This window comes from Flavobacterium sp. GNP011 (genome assembly GCF_056428925.1).
On the sequence record NZ_JBWJVJ010000017.1, the window covers coordinates 26,207 to 50,140 of the forward strand.

General features: G+C 35.0%; 17 protein-coding genes. 15 read left to right on the forward strand and 2 right to left on the reverse strand.

Features of this window, described 5'->3' with window-relative positions; all coding sequences use genetic code 11:
- The first annotated feature begins 4 nt into the window (after window positions 1–4).
- The 4 genes from AC061E_RS13235 (at window position 5) to AC061E_RS13250 (ending at window position 5,685) form a co-directional block, all read left to right on the forward strand.
- Entirely contained in the window at window positions 5–2,455 is a 2,451-nt protein-coding gene (locus tag AC061E_RS13235; RefSeq protein WP_478286668.1) for a hypothetical protein, read from the forward strand.
- Window positions 2,455–3,174 carry a hypothetical protein gene (locus AC061E_RS13240; protein ID WP_478286669.1) on the forward strand — a complete coding sequence of 240 codons (720 nt, stop codon included), beginning with the start codon at window positions 2,455–2,457 and terminating at the stop codon, window positions 3,172–3,174. Before AC061E_RS13235 ends, AC061E_RS13240 begins: the two co-directional genes overlap by 1 nt.
- A gap of 223 nt (window positions 3,175–3,397) precedes the next feature.
- The gene (locus AC061E_RS13245) at window positions 3,398–4,036 is read left to right on the forward strand and encodes a hypothetical protein (protein WP_478286670.1); all 639 of its coding nucleotides are present in this window, start codon (window positions 3,398–3,400) and stop codon (window positions 4,034–4,036) included.
- A 926-nt stretch (window positions 4,037–4,962) separates the two neighbouring features.
- Window positions 4,963–5,685 (forward strand): porin family protein, encoded by a 723-nt coding sequence (locus AC061E_RS13250; protein ID WP_478286671.1) that lies wholly within the window; start codon window positions 4,963–4,965, stop codon window positions 5,683–5,685.
- On the opposite strand, the gene AC061E_RS13255 is transcribed toward AC061E_RS13250, so the two are convergent.
- Window positions 5,680–6,285, reverse strand: coding sequence for a hypothetical protein (locus tag AC061E_RS13255; RefSeq protein ID WP_478286672.1), 606 nt, complete (start codon window positions 6,283–6,285; stop codon window positions 5,680–5,682). The genes AC061E_RS13250 and AC061E_RS13255 overlap by 6 nt on opposite strands.
- Window positions 6,286–6,465: 180 nt before the next feature.
- On the opposite strand from AC061E_RS13255, the gene AC061E_RS13260 reads away from it, so the two are divergent.
- The 11 genes from AC061E_RS13260 (at window position 6,466) to AC061E_RS13310 (ending at window position 21,863) form a co-directional block, all read left to right on the forward strand.
- Complete coding sequence (locus tag AC061E_RS13260) at window positions 6,466–8,910, forward strand: bifunctional UDP-N-acetylmuramoyl-tripeptide:D-alanyl-D-alanine ligase/alanine racemase (RefSeq protein ID WP_478286673.1); 2,445 nt, start codon at window positions 6,466–6,468, stop codon at window positions 8,908–8,910.
- Between the two features lie 90 nt (window positions 8,911–9,000).
- Window positions 9,001–9,414: a large conductance mechanosensitive channel protein MscL gene (mscL, locus tag AC061E_RS13265; RefSeq protein WP_144891190.1), complete on the forward strand. Its 414-nt coding sequence runs from the start codon at window positions 9,001–9,003 to the stop codon at window positions 9,412–9,414.
- Between the two features lie 224 nt (window positions 9,415–9,638).
- Entirely contained in the window at window positions 9,639–10,628 is a 990-nt protein-coding gene (locus AC061E_RS13270; RefSeq protein WP_478286674.1) for an aspartate-semialdehyde dehydrogenase, read from the forward strand.
- 126 nt (window positions 10,629–10,754) lie between these two features.
- Window positions 10,755–11,099: a hypothetical protein gene (locus AC061E_RS13275; RefSeq protein ID WP_478286675.1), complete on the forward strand. Its 345-nt coding sequence runs from the start codon at window positions 10,755–10,757 to the stop codon at window positions 11,097–11,099.
- Between the two features lie 74 nt (window positions 11,100–11,173).
- Window positions 11,174–13,561 carry a TonB-dependent receptor gene (locus AC061E_RS13280; RefSeq protein ID WP_478286676.1) on the forward strand — a complete coding sequence of 796 codons (2,388 nt, stop codon included), beginning with the start codon at window positions 11,174–11,176 and terminating at the stop codon, window positions 13,559–13,561.
- 22 nt (window positions 13,562–13,583) lie between these two features.
- Window positions 13,584–14,141 (forward strand): type 1 periplasmic binding fold superfamily protein, encoded by a 558-nt coding sequence (locus AC061E_RS13285; protein WP_478286677.1) that lies wholly within the window; start codon window positions 13,584–13,586, stop codon window positions 14,139–14,141.
- Window positions 14,142–14,295: 154 nt separating this feature from the next.
- Window positions 14,296–15,309, forward strand: a complete 1,014-nt coding sequence (locus AC061E_RS13290; RefSeq protein ID WP_478286678.1) for a PDDEXK nuclease domain-containing protein — start codon at window positions 14,296–14,298, stop codon at window positions 15,307–15,309.
- Between the two features lie 150 nt (window positions 15,310–15,459).
- Window positions 15,460–17,559 (forward strand): prolyl oligopeptidase family serine peptidase, encoded by a 2,100-nt coding sequence (locus AC061E_RS13295; protein ID WP_478286706.1) that lies wholly within the window; start codon window positions 15,460–15,462, stop codon window positions 17,557–17,559.
- Window positions 17,560–17,885: 326 nt separating this feature from the next.
- A complete protein-coding gene (locus AC061E_RS13300) occupies window positions 17,886–18,272 on the forward strand; it encodes a (deoxy)nucleoside triphosphate pyrophosphohydrolase (RefSeq protein WP_478286679.1) in 387 nt (128 codons plus the stop codon).
- Entirely contained in the window at window positions 18,269–21,409 is a 3,141-nt protein-coding gene (locus tag AC061E_RS13305) for a DEAD/DEAH box helicase (RefSeq protein WP_478286680.1), read from the forward strand. Before AC061E_RS13300 ends, AC061E_RS13305 begins: the two co-directional genes overlap by 4 nt.
- 139 nt (window positions 21,410–21,548) lie before the next feature.
- The gene (locus tag AC061E_RS13310) at window positions 21,549–21,863 is read left to right on the forward strand and encodes an HPF/RaiA family ribosome-associated protein (protein ID WP_086453357.1); all 315 of its coding nucleotides are present in this window, start codon (window positions 21,549–21,551) and stop codon (window positions 21,861–21,863) included.
- Window positions 21,864–21,959: 96 nt separating this feature from the next.
- On the opposite strand, the gene AC061E_RS13315 is transcribed toward AC061E_RS13310, so the two are convergent.
- Window positions 21,960–23,534 (reverse strand): L,D-transpeptidase family protein, encoded by a 1,575-nt coding sequence (locus AC061E_RS13315; protein ID WP_478286681.1) that lies wholly within the window; start codon window positions 23,532–23,534, stop codon window positions 21,960–21,962.
- Window positions 23,535–23,934: the final 400 nt, after the last annotated feature.

Below are 23,934 nucleotides of genomic sequence, written 5' to 3' on the forward strand. Positions count from 1 at the left end.
GATTATGGACTCTCTTAACACCATTACAAATCAGTCTGTAACTTCTACAGACTGGTCTTCTTACTATAGCGATTTGCAAAAAAAAGGAAATGTTCCTAATGCTTCTGCAGCTATAATCAATAAGAACAGTGCTATTTTTCGTGACTTATATCTTGATTTGGCAACAATCAAAGATAATATTCGTACCTCAGGATTTACTCCAGCTATGATTACCATTTATGCTGATGTACTCAATATAAGTGATTTTACCAATGTATTGCTAGCCTCTACAGGCATGGTTATTTATGCCCGTAGGATTGAAGTTTCGGGTAGTGCTACCATTATATTGGATTATCAAAACGATGCAATGGCACAAGTTGTTATATTTGCTTCGGAAATGATTGGGACTCTTACTGTATCTGCTTCAAAGAGTAGTCAAGAACAACCCCAGTTGTTTAATATTAGTCAGGATAATGTAACACCGGGTATTACGATTAACAATCTAGAGGGCAATGTGAGTAGCCAGCCTTTAAGTTTGAGCCAAGGAATTGGCTTTCAATTGTCAAAAGACATGCAATTGTACCTGAATAATGCTTTTATTTACGGGTCATTATTATACGATCAAAACCAAGATTTAGCATTGTCCATGTTTATATGGACTAAAGGGTGGGCCGCACAAGCCCCAGAACTAGAAGAGTTGTTTTATAGAAGTACCTCACTGGTTACTTTACTCAGTTCACAAATTAATGCTACTGCAACAGGAGCTGTATTTGTACCTTATTTGACTTCGAGTATTTACACCATGCTGGCCAATGCCTTTGCCAAAGATGCTGCTAAGTATGAGAGTGATTATATGGCGGTGACTACACAGGAAGTCCTGACGGCACAAAATATAGCTATTGCAAAAACAATGGTGGCCAATATGCAAAGCGAAATAGATTTTGTAAACGCCTTGCTAAAACAGGCTAACGATAACTACAACAATGCGGTTGCAGCGACTAACAAGGCGCAGTTAAACTTTTTGAAACAACAAATAAAAGTGAGTGGCGTTTCTGCTCAATTTGAACAAATAGGAATTCCTGATTATCAGAGAGAGCAAATCATCAAAGCGGTATTTAGTTTAGTGACTGCTGTAATAACTTTTGGTGGGGCAATTGCCTTGATGGCAGTAGGCGATCCCGCTGCTGCACCTGCCGCCGCAGGTGCTGCAGTGAATACTGCCAAAACAGTAGCTACTGCCGCAGACACCGCTGCCGATGTTGCAAAAACAGCCAGTAGCCTAGCCGATGCGATGTCCAATTTGAAAAAATTAGTAGAAGCACTTCAAAAAGTTTATGAACTAGCCAAAGCAGTCAAAGAAGTAGCCAGTAACATTAGCGATGCTAAAAATCAAACCCAGACTATACAAGCTATGTCTGACACTACTGATGGCGCCGATTTGAGTGCTGCCGACGGTTGGGCGATATTTAAAATACAAGCTGATAGTGTGTTGCAAGACCCTATTGACAAAGGCATTGGCTATGCTGCAGATTACAAGCAAGAACTGGATATTCTCGTAGTTTATGGGCAGTCGCTTTCGGCATCGCAATTGGCGGTGATTAAGGCAGGTCAAGAGATGGCTTCGATTACATTTCAATTGCATTATGCACAAGCCAAACAGGCCAATTTGCAACAACTGGTCAATAACTTACAGGTTGGAGATACTTTGCTAGTAGAAACACAACAACAGTTATATCAAAAATATATTGATCGTAAAAGTTCTTTGTTTTCAGCATTAAAATCATATCAAGCATCTTATTACTATTGGGCATTGACTAATTCTGGTGTACATCCTAAAATTGTAGATTCGGTCAATGATTTGAACGCTGGTATTCAGAATATAACAGCCATAGCGATGGATACTGCCAATGCGTTGGAGCAATTCAATCCGCCACCACAATCAATGAGCAATATCCTTTTTGAAATAACCGATACTTCGATAATTAATACCTTGCAAACAACGGGACAAACTACTTGGATATTACCATTAAATGAAGTCGAATTTCAAGGACTCAATAGGGTACGACTTTCAAAAATAAGAGTATGGCTTGAAGGTGCTGTTGTAAATAACAAATCGGATTCTATTTATGTAAACATTACAACTGCAGGAAATTATTTGGATAGATATCAAAATCAAAATTATCAATTTGGTAGCAAACCATTGACAAGAGCATTCAAATATATGATAGCTAGTAAAGGACAAAATCCAAATTGGAAATTTGAGAATGACAGTTATGGGTTTGTGCAAGTTGATGGATCGGTAGATCAAGAGGTAGCATATGCTTATTTTCAACCTACCCCTTTCAGCGAATGGACTATTTCGTTAACATCAAACAATCCAAACCTTGATTATTCCAAAATAAGTAAAATAACGATGTATTTTGAAGGGTCGGCCATTGGGCAGGCGAGTTTAAGTGCCAAAAGAAAAACCATATAATGATTACATTAGCATCTTCTTCAGTCAGTGACATGTTTACCGTACCCAATAGTGACTGGACTGTCATAAATCAACGTGTAGGCGAAGTTTTATTGACGGTCAATATTCAAGATTATATCACCTCAATGTTACCAGCATACCCCAGCTTAATGAGCAGTTCTTTGCTTTGGAAAAACAACACTTTTTATGGTTTAATAAGCCAGTCACAAGCATTAACGAGTTATGCTAATGAAGCTATTGTCAATTTTGGAAATTTGAACACTCAGGTAAAACAAATCATACAATCAGGCAATACCGCCATACCCGATGCTTTGCAGCAGCAAACGTTAGTTTTATTGCAAAAACTGAACAATGATACCATACCACTTGCTAATACTTCTGATGAACTATCGCAACAAGTACTCAGTTTTTTAAACAATAACATTACAGTAGATGCACAGGCTGTAAAATTCAAAGCTATTTTAGGGTCCTTTTGGGCCCCAATAGGAGATAATATTAATAGACTTGAAGCTTCTGCAGGACATGTAACAGGTGTTTGGAGGGCTATTACAGATGATTTGAAGAACACTCTAGCATCGCCCATTACAGTTGATATGCCATTTATTGAGTCCTTAAACATTGATGCCGCTATAATTTCTTGGCAAAATGTACAAGCCGAAGCCAGTGCTTTTCCAAGTATGACCACTGGACAGGAAAATTATTGGACAAAGCCTTTCTAATCATTTAGTAGCAAAACACCAGGGCATTCTTGATATCTCTGTTCCCGTTTTGCGCAGTATCTTTTTAAAATGCCAAACCACCATATGGAGTAAGGCATTTTAAAAAGGATACTTATTTTAACAGGGGCTAAAGCATAAACCATTTAAGCTCTTGTAATCTTTCTTTTAAGACTATCAGCAAGGATAAAAAATTAATCACCATCAACCTTTAAACAATACAATCATGACAATAATTAATAACGGAAGTCTCAAAGATTTACTTACAGCAGCCAACACTGGACCTTTTATGCAAGCCGAAATAATCTCACTCACAGGCAAAGGGAAGTTAAGAGTTACTTGTAACTGGATGTACTCTGCACTCAATTGTGATCCCAATGATAACTCTACATTCTTATGGCAATTTAGCAAAGTGGATGACCAGCACATTTCACTTTCGCCTGTAAATAGTTGTATTTCCAAAACCATTTATGCAAGCGTGAGAGACGATTACAATTATTATGTTCAAGTACAAGCACCCTTTTCAGCAGATTGGATAATAGCTGCGGCTCGAGATGAGGTTATTAATTTTCACCCACTAAGCATTACTGTGGCACAATTAAAAGGATTTAACAATAAATTTATAAGTTTAAATGCCACTCCTGATTGTCAAGGTGGTCACACAGGCTTTAGAGTGAGAAGCATAGGTGAAACTTTTGACATAAATGCACAATGGTTTATCGCTATTAAATCCTCTTTGCAATCTCACATACAGTTTAGTGGTGTGGACAACAGTATAGAATCGGTGCAAAGGCAATTGGCTGAGGTTAATATTAGTATAGATAGTAGTATTTTGGAACAAGTGGTTTTGCAATTGAATCAATAGTGTAAGAAAATAATTTAAACTATCTTGATTAAATCGAAAAAAATAGTTTTTGAATTACAGATTTTAGCATTTTTAAAAGTCTCAACAGTACTTCGGAATGAAAGATTCAAATATCGAATAAAAGCCATTTTGTGGCTTTTACACCTCAAATTTATAAACTAGTACTATATATAAAAATAAATCAGAGTGTTTAGAACACAGCTCAATTAACAGAGGTGTTGTAAATACGATGCTTATGTATTTATTTTTATACTTTTTTTGGAAATAAAAACAATATTAGAAAACAAACTGGTTCTTCACCTGAATTGGTAGAAAGTTAAAAAGAGGGTTTTTGAATTGTTCTACGTTTGGCTTTGAGATAAAGGTGGAAATCCTGGCGCAATAGAATTGTTTGGCATGGATATGTCAGTGTCTTTACAAGTTGTTCAGAAAGAATGTAGTGCAGAAACTGAAGATTTTTCGATAGATCTCACATAAAAAAGGCATCAATAAAGCTCCAAACCTAGTCTGACTAGAAGGGATTAAAACGGTTAATTTCTGGGAAAATCTAAATCCATTTGGTTGAAAAACGAAGCTAAATTAAAAAAAAATAAGCTGATAGACTAGATGAATATCTTAGTGGAGCTCGTTTTCATCGAGTGTCTACTTGCTTTTTAAAAAAAAGTCGTAGCGTTTGCAATTGCTACTTACTAAATCCGTGTTCAGTCATTTACCAATCAACATATTATCTTTACAATATTTAAATTTGCAGTATCAAATGTAAACTTAGGTGTTTTTTTACATGCAATAGAGTAGCAGCTAGTTTATGAAGTGAATTATTTTAATACAGCAATAAATGTGCTCTTCATACTAAGGAAATGTTATCTTTGTTTCTAAGGCTATAACGTAATCTAAGATGTATAATACATTAAATTAAGTAAGACGGAATGATAAAAGTTCTAAAAAAATATAGAAACAGTTTTCTTTTAGGATGTATTTTTATTAGTATGTCTGCTTTTGGTCAAGAGAATGAAGCTCTTGAGGAAAAGGCAATTGTTAAGGTAGATTCGCTATACAGAGAAGACCAATTTTATTTTGCTATATCATATAACTCATTGGTAAATAGGCCTATAGGAGTGTTTCAAAATAAATTTTCTTCGGGTGTGTCATTAGGTTTTTTAAGAGACATGCCTATTAATTCTGATAGAACTTGGGCGGTAGCCACAGGACTAGGATTTACATATAACAATTTTAATCAAAATCTTATAGTGAATGAGCAAAATGGTGTAGTGAATTACCAGCTCATTTCTGCCGATGTTCGTGTAGATAAAAACAAGTTTTCTCAACTCTCAGTGGATGTGCCTATAGAATTAAGATGGCGCACATCTACTTATGAAAGTCATAAGTTTTGGCGCATATATACGGGTTTAAAATTTAGTTATTTGTTATATGATCGTTCCCTTTTTAACGGAAGTCCAGAGCGTATTGTAGTCCAAAACAATGCCGATTTTAATGCACTTCAGTACGGAGCGTATCTTGCTACGGGCTACAATACTGTAAATTTGTACCTATATTATGGTTTAAATCCTTTGTTTCAAAAAGCAACATTAAATGGAGCTTCTGTAAACATGAGAGCGTTTAATTTGGGAATTATCTTTTACATTTTATAACCACAAAAACAATAAAAATAATTGCGGCGCAGCGCCTAGTGCAAAACCAATAACGAGTTCTTTATAAGTGTGAGCGTTCATTACCAATCGGGACGATGCTATAAGTCCGTTCAATAAAATGAGTAATGCAACGGTAATTGTATTTTGCAATTGCAAATGCATGCTTAAACCTATAATAAAAACGGTTAAAGAGCTTATGCTTAGTAGGTGTAAGCTTGCTTTAATGTTCATAAAAAGCAAGAGTAATGCCATTAAACTACTAAAAAGTCCCCCAATTAAAAAGAAATGCAATTCAGGATAACGATTAATCACGATTGTGTTTTTGACTAGCAAAATAATCAAAAAACAATGCAATAATAACGGAATCTTTCGTTGTGAAATTTTATAAACCATCACAGAGTCAATTTGTCCTGAAACCTTTAGGATAAAAAAGCCCAATATAGGAATACATAAGGTTAATAAAACCACTTGAAAAAGCACAAATAATTTTTCTTGAAACTGAAACGTGTTTCCACTATACCACATATATAGTAAAGCTGCTATAGTTGGTATAAAAATAGGGTGAAATATATAAGAGAAAACAGGAAGAATTTTTTTCAAGACAATTTTTTTTGAAAACAAATATAATGAATCTTATAAGTGTAAAAAATACCCTTTTTCTTTTGCTTCCTGTTTTTTGAATTCTAGAAGCTTTATCCTAGAAAGAGCGTATTATTTTTGTGTATTTTTGATGAAAATTAAAGCTTAATTGCAATTTTAAGCAAGATAATAAGGATAACTATGAGTCAAAAAATTCTAGCAAGTTTGCAAACAATTCAATCCGTGCGTCATGGCGATTTTGATAATGATGACTTAGATGCAGTTTCTATTGATAGTCGTTCGTTACAAAACGGAGTTCAAACACTTTTTTTTGCTTTGGTTGGCGTGCAGCATGACGCGCATGACTACATAGATGATCTTATTGTATCGGGAGTTCAAAACTTTGTAGTCACTTTTGTCCCAAAAGAGTGCGAAGGAAAAGCTAATTTTTATGTCGTTTCGAATACGATGACGGCCTTGCAAGAATTTGCAGCATATTACAGAGCGCTTTTTCAAATTCCAGTTATTGGGTTAACCGGTAGCAACGGAAAGACTATTGTTAAGGAGTGGCTCAATTTTTTATTGGCCCCAGATTATAATATTATTCGCAGTCCAAAAAGTTATAACTCACAAGTTGGCGTGCCTTTGTCTGTAATGGCAATCAATGAAAAGCACAATTTAGGTATTTTTGAGGCTGGTATTTCAACTCGTGGCGAAATGCAAAATTTAGAAAAAATCATCAAGCCTACCATAGGAGTGCTCACCAATATAGGTACTGCTCATGACGAAGGATTTACTAATACAATTGAAAAAATTAAAGAGAAACTATTATTATTTCAAAATGCTGAAGTACTAATTTATAATAAAAAAGAAACTGTTGAAGAGCACTTACAGCCAGACATACAAAAATTCTCTTGGAGTTTTTTAGATCCCTTAGCAACCGTACTTGTTACTAAAGAAGTGAAGGATTCCAATACTATTTTGCACATTCATTATGGAGAAGTGGTTTTCGATGTTAAAATTCCTTTTTTTGATGAAGCTTCAATAGAAAATGCCATTTCTTGTATTTTAGTTTTGTTGTTTTTACATGTTGAGCTCAGTACTATTCAGGAGCGTATATCGCAATTGTATCCGGTTGAAATGCGCCTGAAATTAAAAAATGGCATCAACAACTGCAATATTATTGATGATAGTTATAGTAGTGATTTCCAGTCATTGAAAATTGCATTGGACTTTCTTGAAAATCAAAAACAGTCTAAGAAAAAGACTTTGATTTTATCGGATATTTTTCAAAGCGGTTTGTCTCTTGAGGAGTTGTATGATAAAGTTTCACACCTCATCAAGGTCAATAATATTGATCGAGTAATCGCAATTGGTGAAACTATTAGTAGATTTCAAGATAAGTTTACCAATGCTCTTTTTTACAAAACGACAGCCGAGTTTATTGCCGATAAAGTACAACTAGATTTTAATAATGAAACCATTTTAATAAAAGGAGCTAGAGCATTTCAATTTGAAGAAATAGTGTATTTACTCGAAGAGAAAACACATGAAACTGTTTTAGAAATCAATTTGAATGCCATCACGCACAACCTAAATTTTTTCAAAGCTAAGCTTAAGCCAAATGTAAAAATTATGGTAATGGTCAAGGCTTTTGGATATGGTAATGGCGGTCTTGAAATTGCAAAATTGTTAGAGTTTAATAAAGTAAACTACCTAGGTGTGGCCTTTGCAGATGAGGGAATAGCATTGAAAAAAGGTGGGATTAAAGTTCCTATTATGGTTCTTAATCCAGAAAGCACCAGTTTTTCAGCAATTATCAAACATAAATTAGAACCAGAGATTTACAGTTTAAAAGGTCTTTACGCCTTTTTAAAAATTGCCAACCAAAAAGGATTGGAGAATTTCCCCATTCATATTAAGATGGATACTGGAATGCATCGATTGGGTTTTGAAGCGGCTACAATAGACGAATTGATTTTGGCTTTACAAGGAAACAAAACAGTGCAAGTCAAAAGTATTTTATCACATTTAGCAACCAGTGATGATCCTTCTCAACATGATTTTGCCCGATCACAAATAACACTTTTTGAGCAATTATCTTCGAAACTGATGGCTCAATTACCGAATGTTCCATTGCGACACATCTTGAACACATCTGGAATTAGTAATTTTATGGATTCTCAATATGACATGGTTCGGTTGGGAATTGGTTTGTATGGAGTTTCAAATGATAGTGACGAACAACATAAACTTGAAAATGTTGGGACACTTAAATCCATAATTTCACAATTACGTACTATTAAAACAGGAGAAAGTGTAGGGTATGGCAGGCGATTTGTTGCTTCAAAAGACACGGTAATTGCCACGATACCTATTGGCTACGCAGATGGAATTTCAAGAGGATTGGGCAATGGTATAGGTCATGTACTAGTGCGAAATACTAAAGCGGCCATTGTGGGTAGTGTGTGTATGGATATGTTGATGGTTGATGTGACTGGAATTGATTGTAAAGAAGGAGATGTAGTGGTGCTTTTTGGAGAGCAGCTCAGAGTGAATGAAATTGCAGAAAAACTCAATACGATACCGTATGAAATATTAACGAATGTATCTCAACGGGTAAAACGTGTCTTTTATAGAGAATAGTTATAATTTTGTTAATTTTTTGCTTATTTGCATTAAAAATTTATTTAAGTTCGTACTCACAAACAAATATTAACTTAAATTTAAATTATTATGGGATTTTTTAGTGATTTCAAAGCTTCTTTGATGAAGGGCGATGTGATAAGTTTAGCTACTGCTGTTGTAATGGGTGGTGCTTTTGGTAAAATTATTGGTTCAGCGGTAGATGATGTCATTATGCCAATAGTTGGTTTAGTAACAGGTGGAATAGATTTTACACAAAAATTTGTAGCTTTAAATGGTAATTCTTATCCAGATTTAGCTGCTGCAAAAGCTGCTGGTGCTGCCGTAATTACATATGGTAATTTGGTACAAGCAATCATCAATTTTGTAATTATTGCTTTCTTTATTTTTGTAGTGTTAAGAGCTGCTGAAAAAGCTAAAAAGAAAGAAGAAGTTGCAGCTGCTCCAGCTGGTCCTACTCAAGAAGAGTTGTTAACTCAAATTAGAGATTTATTAAAAAAGTAATTTCCGCTACATTATATATTCTAACTAAACCGCCACGTAATTGTGGCGGTTTTTCTTTGTGTATATTTCATTCTGTGTCTAAGTTTTGGCATTAGCCAAATGGAGCTCGTTTAATAAAAAGTTTGTTTTGTAACATTTTGTTATTTTTTGTGAACGGTGTTGAAATGTTTTTAATATTAATTACTTTTGTTCTTCAAATGTAAACCTAGAAAAAAACACATACGATGAAAATAGCAGTTGTAGGAGCCACAGGAATGGTAGGCGAGATCATGTTGAAAGTTTTAGCCGAAAGAAACTTCCCAGTAACAGAATTAATTCCAGTAGCATCAGAACGTTCTGTAGGGAAAGAGATTGATTTTAAAGGTCAAAAATATACTGTTGTGGGCTTGCAAACTGCTGTTGACATGAAAGCAGATATTGCTTTATTTTCAGCTGGAGGAGAAACTTCTCTGGAGTGGGCTCCAAAATTTGCTGCTGCGGGAACTACGGTTATTGATAACTCATCGGCTTGGAGAATGGATCCTACCAAAAAATTGATTGTTCCAGAGATTAATGCTGATGCGCTAACTGCTGCTGATAAAATTATAGCCAATCCAAACTGTTCGACTATTCAAATGGTGTTGGTATTAGCGCCATTGCACCGTAAATACAATATCAAACGTGTGGTTGTTTCAACGTACCAATCCATCACTGGAACGGGAGTTAAGGCAGTGCAACAATTAGAAAACGAATATGCAGGCGTACAAGGGGAAATGGCCTACAAGTATCCTATTCACCGCAATGCGATTCCACAATGTGACTCTTTTGAGGAAAACGGTTATACCAAAGAAGAAATGAAATTGGTTCGCGAAACACAAAAAATATTAGATGACAGAACTATTGCTGTAACGGCTACCGCTGTACGTGTTCCTGTTGTAGGTGGACACAGTGAGGCTGTGAATGTGGAGTTCACAAACGACTTTGATGTGAGTGAGGTGAGATCTATTTTACACCACACTGATGGAGTTGTTCTTCAAGATAACATTGATGCTTTTACTTATCCAATGCCACTTTATGCCGAAGGGAAAGACGCTGTTTTTGTGGGTAGAATTCGTCGTGATGAAAGTCAAGAAAACACTCTGAACATGTGGATCGTTGCAGATAACTTGCGTAAAGGAGCTGCTACAAACACCGTTCAAATTGCTGAATATTTAGTTGCTAATAATTTGGTATAATCCTGTTAAGGAATTTACTAAGCACCTTTTGTAATGTGCAAAAATTTATAATCCATTTGTTTTTAAAAATGTAAATTTTTTGAAACAAATGGATTTTTTAGTGAAGGATTGTTATATTTGCGATTCATGAAAAAGAAACTTTCTATATTGCGTTTGCTTTTTACGATTTCAGTATTGGTATCCATGCTGTTTCAATCGTTGCACAAGTATGAGCATATAGCACAACAACTTGCACAAGTAGAATGTGTTCATGAAAAAGGAGAAGGTCCCGAAATTACACACCAGCACCACAGTTTTGAATTGTGTGGCGTGTGTGATTATAAATTAAGCGGTTTTATTTCGCAAGATTTTTTATCTCTTGACACTTTTCATTTTGACAACTTTAAAAACACAATAGATGCGGAGTCTATTGTATCTATTTCCTACTTTAAAGGAAGCCTTTTCGGGCTTAGAGCACCCCCTTTAGTTTAAAATTAGTACACACAACAATAGCATTTTCATATCTTGGAAATGCAAGGGATGTTTATATATTTTGAACAAAAAAAATGCAAACAAAAAACTTTCTGTTTTTCTGTATCTCTTTGTTTTGCACGATAGGTTTTGCGCAAAGCACTGTACGCGGAAAAATAACTACTACAGCTGGAATACCACTTTCTGGAAGTCACATACATATTGGTAAAAAGACAGTGTCCTCAGATGCTGCGGGCAATTATGTCATTAAAAAACTGCCTTTGGGTAGCCAAAAAATATTTGTTTCTTACATAGGTTTTCAATCTGTGGATACGCTTGTTACGGTGTCAGGTGACCAAGTATTTGATTTTGTTTTAAAAGAAAAAGCCGATGATCTTCAAGAAGTGATTGTAAGGCAAAAAATAAATACGCTCAATAAATCCTTATTGGAGCAAAAAATTAAAACAGAAACTATTGAAAAATATAGCAATCAAACACTAGGAGATTTACTTAAAGAGGTAGCGGGTGTTTCAAGTTTAAAAACAGGAAGTAATGTTGTAAAACCAATGATTAATGGGTTGTTTGGGAGTCGCGTTCCTGTAATTAATAACAACGTACGTTTGCAAGACCAAGAATGGGGTACTGAACACGCTCCTAATTTTGACGTGAATGCTGCAGGAAAAATTACGGTAATCAAGGGCGCATCGGGTTTGCAATATGGTGGTGATGCCGTGGGTGGCTTAGTTATTATTGAGCCTATTCAGGTAAAAAAAGACACACTTTATGGGAAATCAATAGTGAATCTAGCCTCAAATGGTAGAGGTGGTTCTATTAGTTCTAGTTTGCACAAAGGCAACGAAAAGGGATGGAGTTGGAACGTATTAGGGACATTTAAATATGTTGGTGATAGAGAAGCTCCAGATTATGTATTATCAAATACAGGAAATAGGGAAACAAATTTCTCTGGCGATTTAAAATTCACAGGTAAAAAGTATGACTTTGCTGGTTTTTATAGCTATTACAATACTACTATTGGGATTTTGAGCGCTTCACACATTGGTAATGTTAATGATTTGTACAACGCAATAACGAATAAAGTTCCTTCTGTGGTCAATGATTTTACCTATTCTATTAAAAATCCTAAGCAAGAAGTACAACATCACTTGGCAAAGCTGAATTATAACTATTTTTTCAATGAAACGGCTTCATTGGGGGTACAGTATTCTTTTCAGTTTAACAAAAGGTTCGAATTTGACGTGCGCAGAGGCGAAAACAGAAACCGGCCAGCACTTGATCTTGAGTTAGCAACTCATGCCATTAATGTTGATTATAAAAAAGTACTGCATGACTGGACATTAAAGACGGGAACGGTAGCTGCATTTCAAAATAATTTTGCGAATGTAGTCACTACAAATGTTAACCCTTTGATCCCAACATACAACAAAATAGATTGGGGAACATACGGTATTGCAACCTATGACGTTTCTGAAAGTTTGGTCTTTGATGCGGGACTTCGGTATGATTATTCTCAAGTAGACGCTGCCAAGTTTTATTCAAAATCAAGATGGAATGAACGTGGTTATCAATCGCAGTTTTCTCGTTTTATAACTGGTGAAGATGGAGATAAATGGCTCGTAAAACCCAGCTTTGCTTTTCACAATTTATCAAGCAGTTTAGGATTTCACAAAGAGTTTGAGAAAGATTTAAATTGGTATGCCAATGTTAGTTTGGCTACAAGAAATCCAAACCCATCGGAGTTTTTTAGTGATGGTTTGCATCATTCTACTGGAGTTATAGAGATAGGAGACTTAGCATTAAGAAAAGAACAATCTACTAAGTTTTCTACAACGCTGCAAAAAAAATGGACCGCTTTTTCTGTTGAGGTAAACCCATATATCAATTACATTCGTAATTTTATGTTCTTGCGTCCAGTGGGTTTTGAGAATACCATTCGTGGTGCGTTTCCGGTGTGGGATTACCAGCAAACTAATGCACAATTAGCAGGTTTTGATGTGCAAACGCATTGGAAAATAAACAACCACTGGCAACATGATTTTACAATGTCTTATGTAAACGGCAAAGACATCTCAAATAGAGAAGCCTTGATAGACATTCCGCCATTTGCCATGACTCAAAAAGTGCAGTTTTCAAAACCAAGTTGGATGAACCTAAAATTGGAGCTAAAGTATGAAGCACTCCTAAGGCAGAACAGATTTCCTAATAATAATTTTGAAACAAATATTATTGTAAACAATGAGTTGTTTCCGGTTCAGGTAGATATCAGTACGCCGCCAGATGGTTTTCAATTGTTTCATTTTTACTCCGAAATTAAGTTCAAAAGCATTGGTAAAACCCAGACAACCTTAGCGTTTTCTGTTCAAAATATAACAAACACCACGTACAGGGACTACTTAAACAGACAGCGTTTTTTTGCTGACGAAATGGGTAGAAACTTCCAAATTCAATTAAAATTCAATTATTAAAAAATTAAAAAAATAACAAATCATGAAAAATTCAAAATTCGCAGCAGTAGCATTAATAGCTCTTTTTTCTTTTACCTCTTGTGAAAAAGATGATCCTATTGCAGTAAATGAGGAAGAATTAATAACTACAGTGACCACAACACTTGTGGCTGGAAATCAAACGGTAACATTAACCTCAAAAGATCTTGATGGCGATGGGCCAAATGCACCCGTTGTAACCGTATCAGGCGATTTACTTGTGAATACTACTTATACAGGAAGTACCACGTTCTTAAATGAGTCGGTTACGCCAGTAGACAACATCACTGCCGAGGTTAAAGAAGAGGGTTATGAGCACCAATTGTTCTATCAAGCGCCTGCAACAATAGGAGTTTTCACGTATACAGATGCGGACAAAAACGGAAAACCTGTTGGGTTAACTTTTTCATTAAGAACAGCAGCAGCTCCAGCAACTGGAACCTTAACAGTAGTACTTAGACACGAACCAAACAAAGACGCTGCAGGTGTAGCTACTGGATCAATCACTAATGCGGGCGGTGCCACAGATGCTCAGGTGACTTTCCCAGTTCAAGTTAAATAAGGTTAAAACCAATTTAAACCCCCAAAAAAACGCTATTCGAAAGAGTAGCGTTTTTTTTGGGTTTAAGTGCAAAAAGTACGGGTTACTATTTCAGTTCTTTTTTTCGTATTATTGTATGTGTAATCGAGTTAAATTTTTATAATCCAAAATAACGATGCTACAAAACCAATCTGTAATTCCTGATATTAAAGCCATTATAGCAGCTTCAAAAGACAAAGCAATTAGGGCGGTTGACAATGAAAGAACCTTGATGTACTGGCATATTGGGCAACGTATTTTTGAGGAGGAACAAAACGGAAAGGACCGTGCTGATTATGGGACTTATTTAATTAAATTTCTTTCACAACAATTACAGCCAGAATATGGGAGTGGTTTTTCAGTTAGGCAATTAGAGAGATACCGACAGTTTTACAGAATGTTTCCAATTGCGTCCGCACTGCGGACGCAATTGAGTTGGACACAATATAAATTCCTTTTGGTAATTGACAATCAGTATAAAAGAGAATTTTACATTGCAGAAAGCGTAAAAAATAATTGGACATCAAGACAACTCGAACGCCAAATTAACAGTAGCTTATACGAACGCCTCTTAATGAGCAATGATAAAGAAAGCGTACTCGCTGTTGCCAAAAATGAAAAACTGCCTTCGGATGCTAAAGAGATCATAAAAGATCCAATGTATCTTGAATTTTTGGGACTAAAACGGGAAGCGGCTTACTATGAAAAAGATTTAGAAAGTGCTATAATTACTCATTTGCAAGATTTTTTATTGGAACTAGGAAATGGATTTTCATTTGTAGCAAGACAAAAAAGAATACACATTGATGGCGATGAATTTTTTACAGACTTAGTTTTTTATAATCGAATATTACAATGCTTTGTCATAATCGAAATCAAAACAGATAAACTTACGCATCAGGATATAGGACAACTACAAATGTATGTCAATTATTACGATCGGGTAGAAAAACTGCCCCGTGAAAATCCAACTATTGGTATTTTGCTTTGTGCAAATAAAAATGACGGCGTTGTAAAATTTACGTTGCCGGAAAACGAGAAAAATATTGTAGCCAGTCAATATAAACTATACCTACCTACTGAGCAACAGTTGCTGGAAGCTGTAAATATAGAATTGCAAAATTTTGAGGAAGCCAAAGAAAATAATTAAGGAAACGATAGAACTGTAGAAAATACTTTACCCGAAAGAGTAGCGTTTTTTTTAACTTTATTTAAGACTTGGTCAAGTCTAGAACACTAACTATTTCCCTATTTTTGTAACAACCTAAAAAATTAACTAATGAAGAAATCCTTTTTAATAATGGCTGTAACCTCTGCAATGGCAACTTTTGGCCAAAATAAAAACGAAAAAATAACATACCCAACGACCAACAAAGGAACTACGGTAGATGCTTATTTTGATGCAAAAGTCCCAGATCCATACCGATGGCTAGAAGACGACAAATCAGCTGAGACCGGTGCTTGGGTCAAAGCTCAAAACGAAGTAACCTACGGATATCTCAACCAAATTCCGTTTCGTGATGCGTTAAAAGCAAGAATGGAAAAGCTTTGGAATTACGAAAAAATAGGAGCGCCTTTCAAAGAAGGGAATTTCACATACTACTACAAAAACAATGGTTTGCAAAACCAATCAGTGTTGTACAGAAAAGATGCCAAAGGAACCGAAACGGTTTTCTTAGATCCCAACACCTTTTCTAAAGACGGAACCACATCACTTGGCGGATTAGATTTTTCCAAAGACGGTTCAAAAGTAGCCTATGCCATTTCAGAAGGTGGAAGCGACTGGCGCAAAGTAATCATCATGGATGCCATTACCAATACAATTATTGAAGACACCATTGTCGATGTGAAATTCAGCGGCGTGTCCTGGAGAGGAAACGAAGGTTTCTACTATTCCAGTTATGACAAACCAAAAGGAAGTGAATTATCTGCAAAAACAGATCAGCACAAACTCTATTTTCATAAATTAGGAACAGCTCAAAAAGACGATCAAATCATTTTTGGTGCCGACCAAAAACGCCGTTACGTAGGCGGTGGCGTGACTGAGGACGACCGCTACCTTGTCATATCAGCGGCAAACTCCACCTATGGGAATGAGTTGTATATCAAAGATTTAACAAAACCCAACAGTCCTATTGTGACTATTGTAGATAATTTCAAGAGTGACAACAGTATTATTGAAAATGAAGGCGGAAAATTATTCATAGAAACTGATTTGAATGCGCCCAACAAACGCATCGTTACTGTGGATATCAAGAATCCAAAACCAGAAAACTGGAAAGACTTCATTCCAGAAACAGAGAACGTTTTGTCACCATCAACAGGTGGGGGTTATTTCTTTGCAAATTACATGAAAGATGCCGTTTCATTAGTAAAACAATATGATTACACAGGAAAATTGATACGCGAAATCAAACTTCCAGGAGTAGGAACAGCGGGCGGTTTTGGCGGAAAGAAAAAAGAGAAAAACCTTTATTTCTCCTTTACAAATTACATCACACCCGGTTCTATTTTTAGTTTAGATACACAAACAGGAACCTCTGTCGTGTATGAAAAACCAAAAGTAGATTTCAATACGGATCTGTATGAGTCTAAACAAGTGTTTTATACCTCAAAAGACGGTACCAAAATCCCAATGATTATCACACACAAAAAAGGATTAAAACTTGACGGGACAAATCCAACCATGCTTTACGGATATGGCGGATTCAATGCAAGTTTAACACCAAGTTTTAGCATAGCCAATGCCATCTGGATGGAAAACGGAGGCGTGTATGCCGTACCCAACTTACGCGGTGGTGGCGAATACGGAAAAAAATGGCATGATGCAGGAACCAAAATGCAAAAACAAAACGTATTTGATGATTTCATTGCAGCAGCCGAATATTTAATTGCACAAAAATACACCTCTTCACAATACTTAGCCATTCGTGGTGGGTCAAACGGAGGTTTGTTAGTAGGCGCTACCATGACACAACGCCCAGAATTAATGAAGGTAGCCTTGCCAGCAGTAGGTGTGATGGACATGTTGCGCTACCATACCTTTACCGCAGGAGCAGGTTGGGCGTATGATTACGGAACAGCTCAGGACAGCAAAGAAATGTTCAGCTACATTCAAGGATATTCACCGGTACACAACGTAAAAATAGGAACCCAGTACCCAGCCACTATGGTCACAACAGGAGATCATGATGATAGAGTAGTGCCGGCACACAGCTTTAAGTTTGCTGCCGAGTTGCAAGAAAAACAAACTGGAACAAACCCAACCCTTATTCGCATTGACATCAATGCAGGACACGGCGCCGGAAAATCAGTAGCAGCAACCATACAAGAAAACGTAGACATACAAGCCTTTACGCTCTACAACATGGGAATTATGACCATCCCTGCAAGTAAATAAAAGCAACAGAGGTACGGTGCGGTTACTCTTTTTTAGGAGCTTAATCCTGCTATCCGTTACAATCTTTATATCCGCCGAAAAGGCGGAAATAAAGGATTTTCACTTCAAATGAAATTCACTGAACTCCTATGGAAATAAAAGTATAGTGAAGTAATCAGGGCTAGGGCATTCAACTCCTCAGTCGATTTTCTTCACGAGAAATGAAGTCGTAACCACACAAATTTCAAAAAACGCTATTCGAAAGAGTAGCGTTTTTTTTGTGGAAATAAAGTTAAAATATCAAATAGAATATTACTATCTTTCGTACAAATGTAAATTTTAAAAATATGATTCATGTAACGTGTGCAATTATACATTTTGATGGTAAAATTTTAGTTACTCAAAGAAGCGAAAAAATGAAACTACCTTTAAAATGGGAGTTTCCTGGTGGTAAATTAGAAGAAAGTGAAAGTGAAATAGATTGCATTAAAAGAGAAATATTAGAAGAAATTAATATTGAAATAGAAGTGGTAAAACAATTATCAAATAGTGTTTATGATTACGGAAGTTTTAAAATCAACTTGATTCCTTTTATCGCAAATTATGTTTCTGGAGAAATCATTTTATCCGAACATAAAGATTATAAATTATTAGATAAATCAGAACTGCTGAATTTAGATTGGGCAGAAGCAGATTTACCTATCGTTGAAGAAATTTTAAAACTTGAATTATGAACCAAGGATTATACGAAGAATTAGTAACCAAACTAATCAACTATAAATTAAACGAACTAGATAAAGATACTTTTCAAGTTAAAAAAACCTCCATTGATAAGGCAGAAGCAGCACAATTATTATCGCAGCATATTGGTAGGACTATAAAACAAGCTTTTAACTTAATTAAAGGCGAAGATATTCTTGAAACTCAAATTGAAATTGCTAATAAGATTATTCTTTTTTTGAAGGAAGAATTGAAAAAAGAAGAATTTGAAGATGACTTAATTGAAACAGAAGGGAAAATATTAAAAGCTGTTTTTACAAAAGTTGATAGTCATTTTACAGATTTAGATTTACACCTAAAAGAAATTACACCATACACAAGATTAATTCATAGCGAACTTTTTACTGGTGGGAATTCTGGAACAACTTTAGAAAGTGAATTAAGAAAAGAAATTTTATCATCAGATGAAATTGATTTGTTGGTTTCTTTTATCAAATGGAAAGGAATTAGAATTCTGGAACGTGAACTGAAAGAATTCACCGAACGAGGCGGAAAACTTAGAGTAATTACAACTACATATATTGGCGCAACTGATGCGAAAGCAGTTGAGTTTTTATCGTCTTTAAAAAATACTGAAGTCAAAGTTTCTTATAACACAGGAAATGAAAGGTTACATGCAAAAGCATATTTGTTTCAAAGAAAAACAGGTTTCCACACTGGATATATTGGGTCTTCAAATTTTTCTCGTTCTGCATTAACAGATGGATTAGAATGGAATTTAAAAATAACAACCAAAGAAGTTGGTCATATTATTGATAAATTCAAGAAAACATTCGAGGCATATTGGCAAAATTCTGAATTTGAATTATATGATAAAAATATTCATTCTGTAAAGTTAGTTGAAGCTTTAAAACAAGGGAAATTTTCTAAAGAATATACTTTTACAACATCTTATTTTGATTTAAAACCGTTTCATTATCAAAGTGAAATATTAGAAAAATTAGAAGTTGAAAGGTCAGTTCACAATAGATTTAGAAATCTTTTAGTTGCCGCAACAGGAACTGGGAAAACAGTTATTTCTGCTTTTGATTATAAAAATTTTAGAAATAACAATCAATCATCAAAGTTACTTTTTGTGGCTCATAGAAAAGAAATTTTACAACAAGCAAAAGCAACTTTTCAAGGGATTTTAAAAGACAATAATTTCGGCGATTTATGGGTTGATGGATTAGAACCAAACTCAAATGAATACGTTTTTGCTTCGGTTCAAACTTTAAATAATCGACTTAAAGAAATTAAACTTTCACCAGAGTATTACGATTTTATTATTGTAGATGAAGTACATCATATATCTGCATCAACTTATAGACCGATAATAAATTACTTTAAACCAAAAGTACTCTTAGGGTTAACAGCGACTCCAGAGAGAATGGATGGTGAAGATATTTTAGAGGATTTCTGTAATCGTATTGCTGCTGAAATTAGACTTCCCGAAGCTTTAAATAAGAAATTATTAAGTCCGTTCCAATATTTTGGAATTACAGATAGTATTGACTTAACAAATGTTAAATGGGAAAAAGGAAAGTACGTTGCCAGTGAATTGACGAGTTTATACACAAAAAATGATGTGCGTGTTGGTCAAATAATTTCAAATCTTGAGAAGTACACAAATGACATAAACGATGTGCGAGCAATTGGATTTTGTGTAACTGTTGAACATGCAATATTTATGACCGAAAAATTCAATTTAGCGGGATTAAAAGCAGAATGTTTGACAAGCAAAAATTCAAGTGACAGAGATAGAATTAGAGCACAATTCAAGAATAAAGAATTCAATTATTTATTTGTCGTAGATATTTTCAACGAAGGTGTTGATATACCCGAAATAGATACTGTTTTGTTTTTAAGACCAACAGAAAGTTTGACAGTTTTTCTTCAACAATTGGGACGTGGTTTACGTTTAGCAGAAGGAAAAGATTGTTTAACCGTTTTAGATTTTGTTGGTAATTCAAGACCTGAATATGATTTTGAAAGTAAATTTAGAGCATTGATTGGCAAGACTACTACATCTGTACAAAAGGAGATAGAAGATGATTTTCCGCATTTACCATTGGGTTGTTCCGTTATTTTAGAAAAGAAAGCAAAAGAAACTATTCTTGAAAATATCAAGAAAGCAACATCCTTAAATGTAAATCAGCTGATTGCGAAGATCAGAAACTTCCAACATCAAACGACGTTACCATTATCTTTAGAAAATTTTATTATTTTGAATCATTTGTCAATTGAAACAATTTATAAAAAAGATAGTTGGTTAAGACTATGTCAAAGAGCAGGTGTAATAGATGATTTTGAATCGATAAATGAAAAACAAATTTATTCAGCTATTGGAAAAAAATGGTTGTCTACAAATTCTACCAGTTATTTCAATTTCATTTTGAACATTGCAAAAAATGGTTTTAATATTGACATCAATGATTTTAATGAAAATGAAAAAATAATGTTATTAATGTTGCATTATGATGTGTGGCAAAGTGCAGGTGGTTTTGATTCTTTAGAGCAAAGTATAAATCAAATTGGAAAAAATAAAATATTAGTAAATGAAATTATTGAAGTATTAGAAATTTTAATTGACAAAATTGGATTTAAAGAAATTGACATTAAACTTCCTTACGAACAACCATTAAAGTTACATGCACGTTATACAAGAGATCAAATCTTAGTGGCTTTTGGGCTTAGTACATTTGATAAAAAATCTTCCAACCGAGAAGGAGCGGCCGAAAATAAAAATTTAAACACTGAAATTCTTTTCATCAATTTAATTAAATCTGAGGAGAATTTTTCTCCAACAACGATGTATGATGATTATGCAATCAGTGAAACATTATTTCATTGGCAATCACACAATGCTTATGGTCCAGAAACAGTCAAAGGCTTATCATACATAAATCATGCAGAATTGAATAAAAAAATACTTCTTTTTGTTAGAGAAAAAGCAAATGATGAAAATGGAAATACGCTTGGTTATGTTTTTATCGGTGAAGCAAATTTCATAGAAACAGAAGGCTCAAAACCGATGAGCATTAAATGGGAACTCAATGAACCATTACCCAATTATTTGTGGAAAGAATCTGCGAAAATGTCAATAGGATAATTAAGAAGATTGTCAGCTAACCTATTCCATTTCATTTCATCATTTTCGTGGCTTTATTTTCCCAATATTTTATTAAGGTGTTCGGTTTTTCATACAGCAATCGGTAAATTTGAGAATAGAACATTAAATAATAAAAATTATGACAGTACAAATCAACACAGACAATAACGTAGAGGGACATGCACGCTTAAAATCATATATTCAAGATGAGGTAGCCACTACTTTAGCTCGTTTTGAGGAAAAGGTAACTCGCCTTGAGGTGCATTTAGGAGATGAAAATAGTGATAAAGGCGGAGTAAATGACAAGCGCTGTACCATTGAGGCTAGACCTATCAACATGCAGCCTGTAGCAGTTACAAACCACGCCGATACTACTGAAAAAGCTTTTCATGGCGCACTTGATAAAATAAAAAAAGTACTAGAAACTTCTTTCGAGAAAAAGAGAGCGTTTTAAACCATAGCCTTTTGGCACACTAAAAAAAATGACACTGTCTTATGGAGATAGTGTCATTTTTTTTGGTAGCATATGTAAAAGCATTGCTGGAACTGATTATTGATCAAACAGTAAGTTGGCCAGCGCTTCATCACGCTCATACACGTCTTCGTAAAAATGAATCACACCATCGGGATCTACCCAAGCGGTAAAATAACCTATGTAAACCGGAATTTTATTTTTTAGCGTGTACCATTTTTCATCGCCGGTATCCATGGCGGCATTAATTTTTTCAGGATTCCATTTTGGGTCGTCTTTCATAATGGCTGCCGCTAGTTGTCTTGGTTTTGCAACCCGAATGCATCCATGGCTAAAAGCGCGGTCTTCTCTGCCAAACAAACCTTTGGAGGGCGTATCATGCAGGTAAATTGAATTTGAATTGGGAAATAAAAATTTTACAAGACCTAGAGAATTATGATTTCCGGGTTTTTGTCGCACCAGATTGTCTTTCCACTCCATATTGTGTTGCTCCAAGTAATTGGGATTTTTGGCAATAGCGGGTAAGATTTCTTTTTTAATGATGCTTTGCGGTACATTCCAGTACGGTCTAAAAACAATATACTTCATGGGCGCGCTAAAAATCACTGTTTTATTCAGGGTCTTGCCCACAACAACTTTCGACTGGAGTTCGGGTTTTCCGTCTCTAAAAAAAGTAAGTTCATAGGCAGGAATGTTAACTACAATCAGTTCTTTGGATTTTGTGATGTCTTTTGATATCCATCTGCAGCGTTCCATATTGATCATTAAGGTCCTAATTCTACTTTCAACCGGCACATTCATATACCGAATGTGTTTTGGTAAAATTGTTTTGTTCAAGAGATTGCCGCTTCTTTTCTTAAAGTGCAGTATTCCCTCAGCTAGTTCATCGTCATAAACAGCACTTTTAGAATCGGTAGAAATATCTTTAGTGATAAACAAGCGGGTGCGAATGGCTGGAATGGTGGCTGCGCTGTCTCCGGGTTTGTAGGACGCAACAGTAGAGTCAATAGGAATGGGTTTCCAGCCGCCTTTTTTTTCTATTTTTCTATATTCTTCAAGAACATTTTTTAATAAATAATACTGCTTGATTGCACCTTTTTCGTTTTTATGAATCAACTTAGGATCAACTAATAAGGAATCCAAATAGTCCACATAGGATTGTTTTTGTCTTGGTAGAAACCATCCTAGTTCTTTAGATTTCTCTGGATCAATACCGTGGAATACTTTGTCTACATAAAAGAAATATATGGCAGAGCACAGCAACTCCGTGTTGATATTGGGTTTTTTAGTTTTGGCAGGACTTGTGAACAAAGCGTCTAGTTTTTCCTTGTAGGGTATTTTGGCTCGTACGCCTTCTTCACTGATGTTGTTGACTTTATTGTACATAACGCCAGCAAACTCGTTGATACCGTTTTTATCATACCAAATGTACTTGAACTGATGTTTGCGGTACAATTGCGCCACTTCGGTTTGATACTGTTGCAAGGCGGGAAACTTGGTGAAAAAAGTTTGAATTTGAGTGCTATCAAAAGTGGCTTCAAATACAGGGGTGCTTTTTGTAGCGTTTGTGGCGAGTTCCTTTTTCTTGCAAGAAACAAAGGTCAACAACAAGATAAAAACAAGGCAGATTGCGGTAACGTACAGTTTTTTCATAAGACCAAATAATATTTTAAAAACAGCGGTTTTGTGATGCAAAATTAAGGCAAATAAGAACCTCACCAACCACAATGAAATAGTGTCAAGCTTGTGGTAAGACTACTGTTGTGTGTTTTATTTTTTATTTTTTTAGAAAGTAAAAATAGTAAATTACTGTAAATAAACGTTTTGCAAAGTAATTTTTGTTTTGTTTAACTGTATTAGGCTTACAAAACGAGAGGCTTAATCCAATAATTATACAACAAATGCGCAAATACTTGTAACTAATATCTAGTTTTTATGGCGCTATTTTGTTGTTTGGTACTGTTGTGAGTATTGAATTGCTTTTTGGTGCCAAATAGTTTTGTATTTCAGGCTGTGGCCAAAGATATAAAGCTGATAATCCTGTACCTTTATT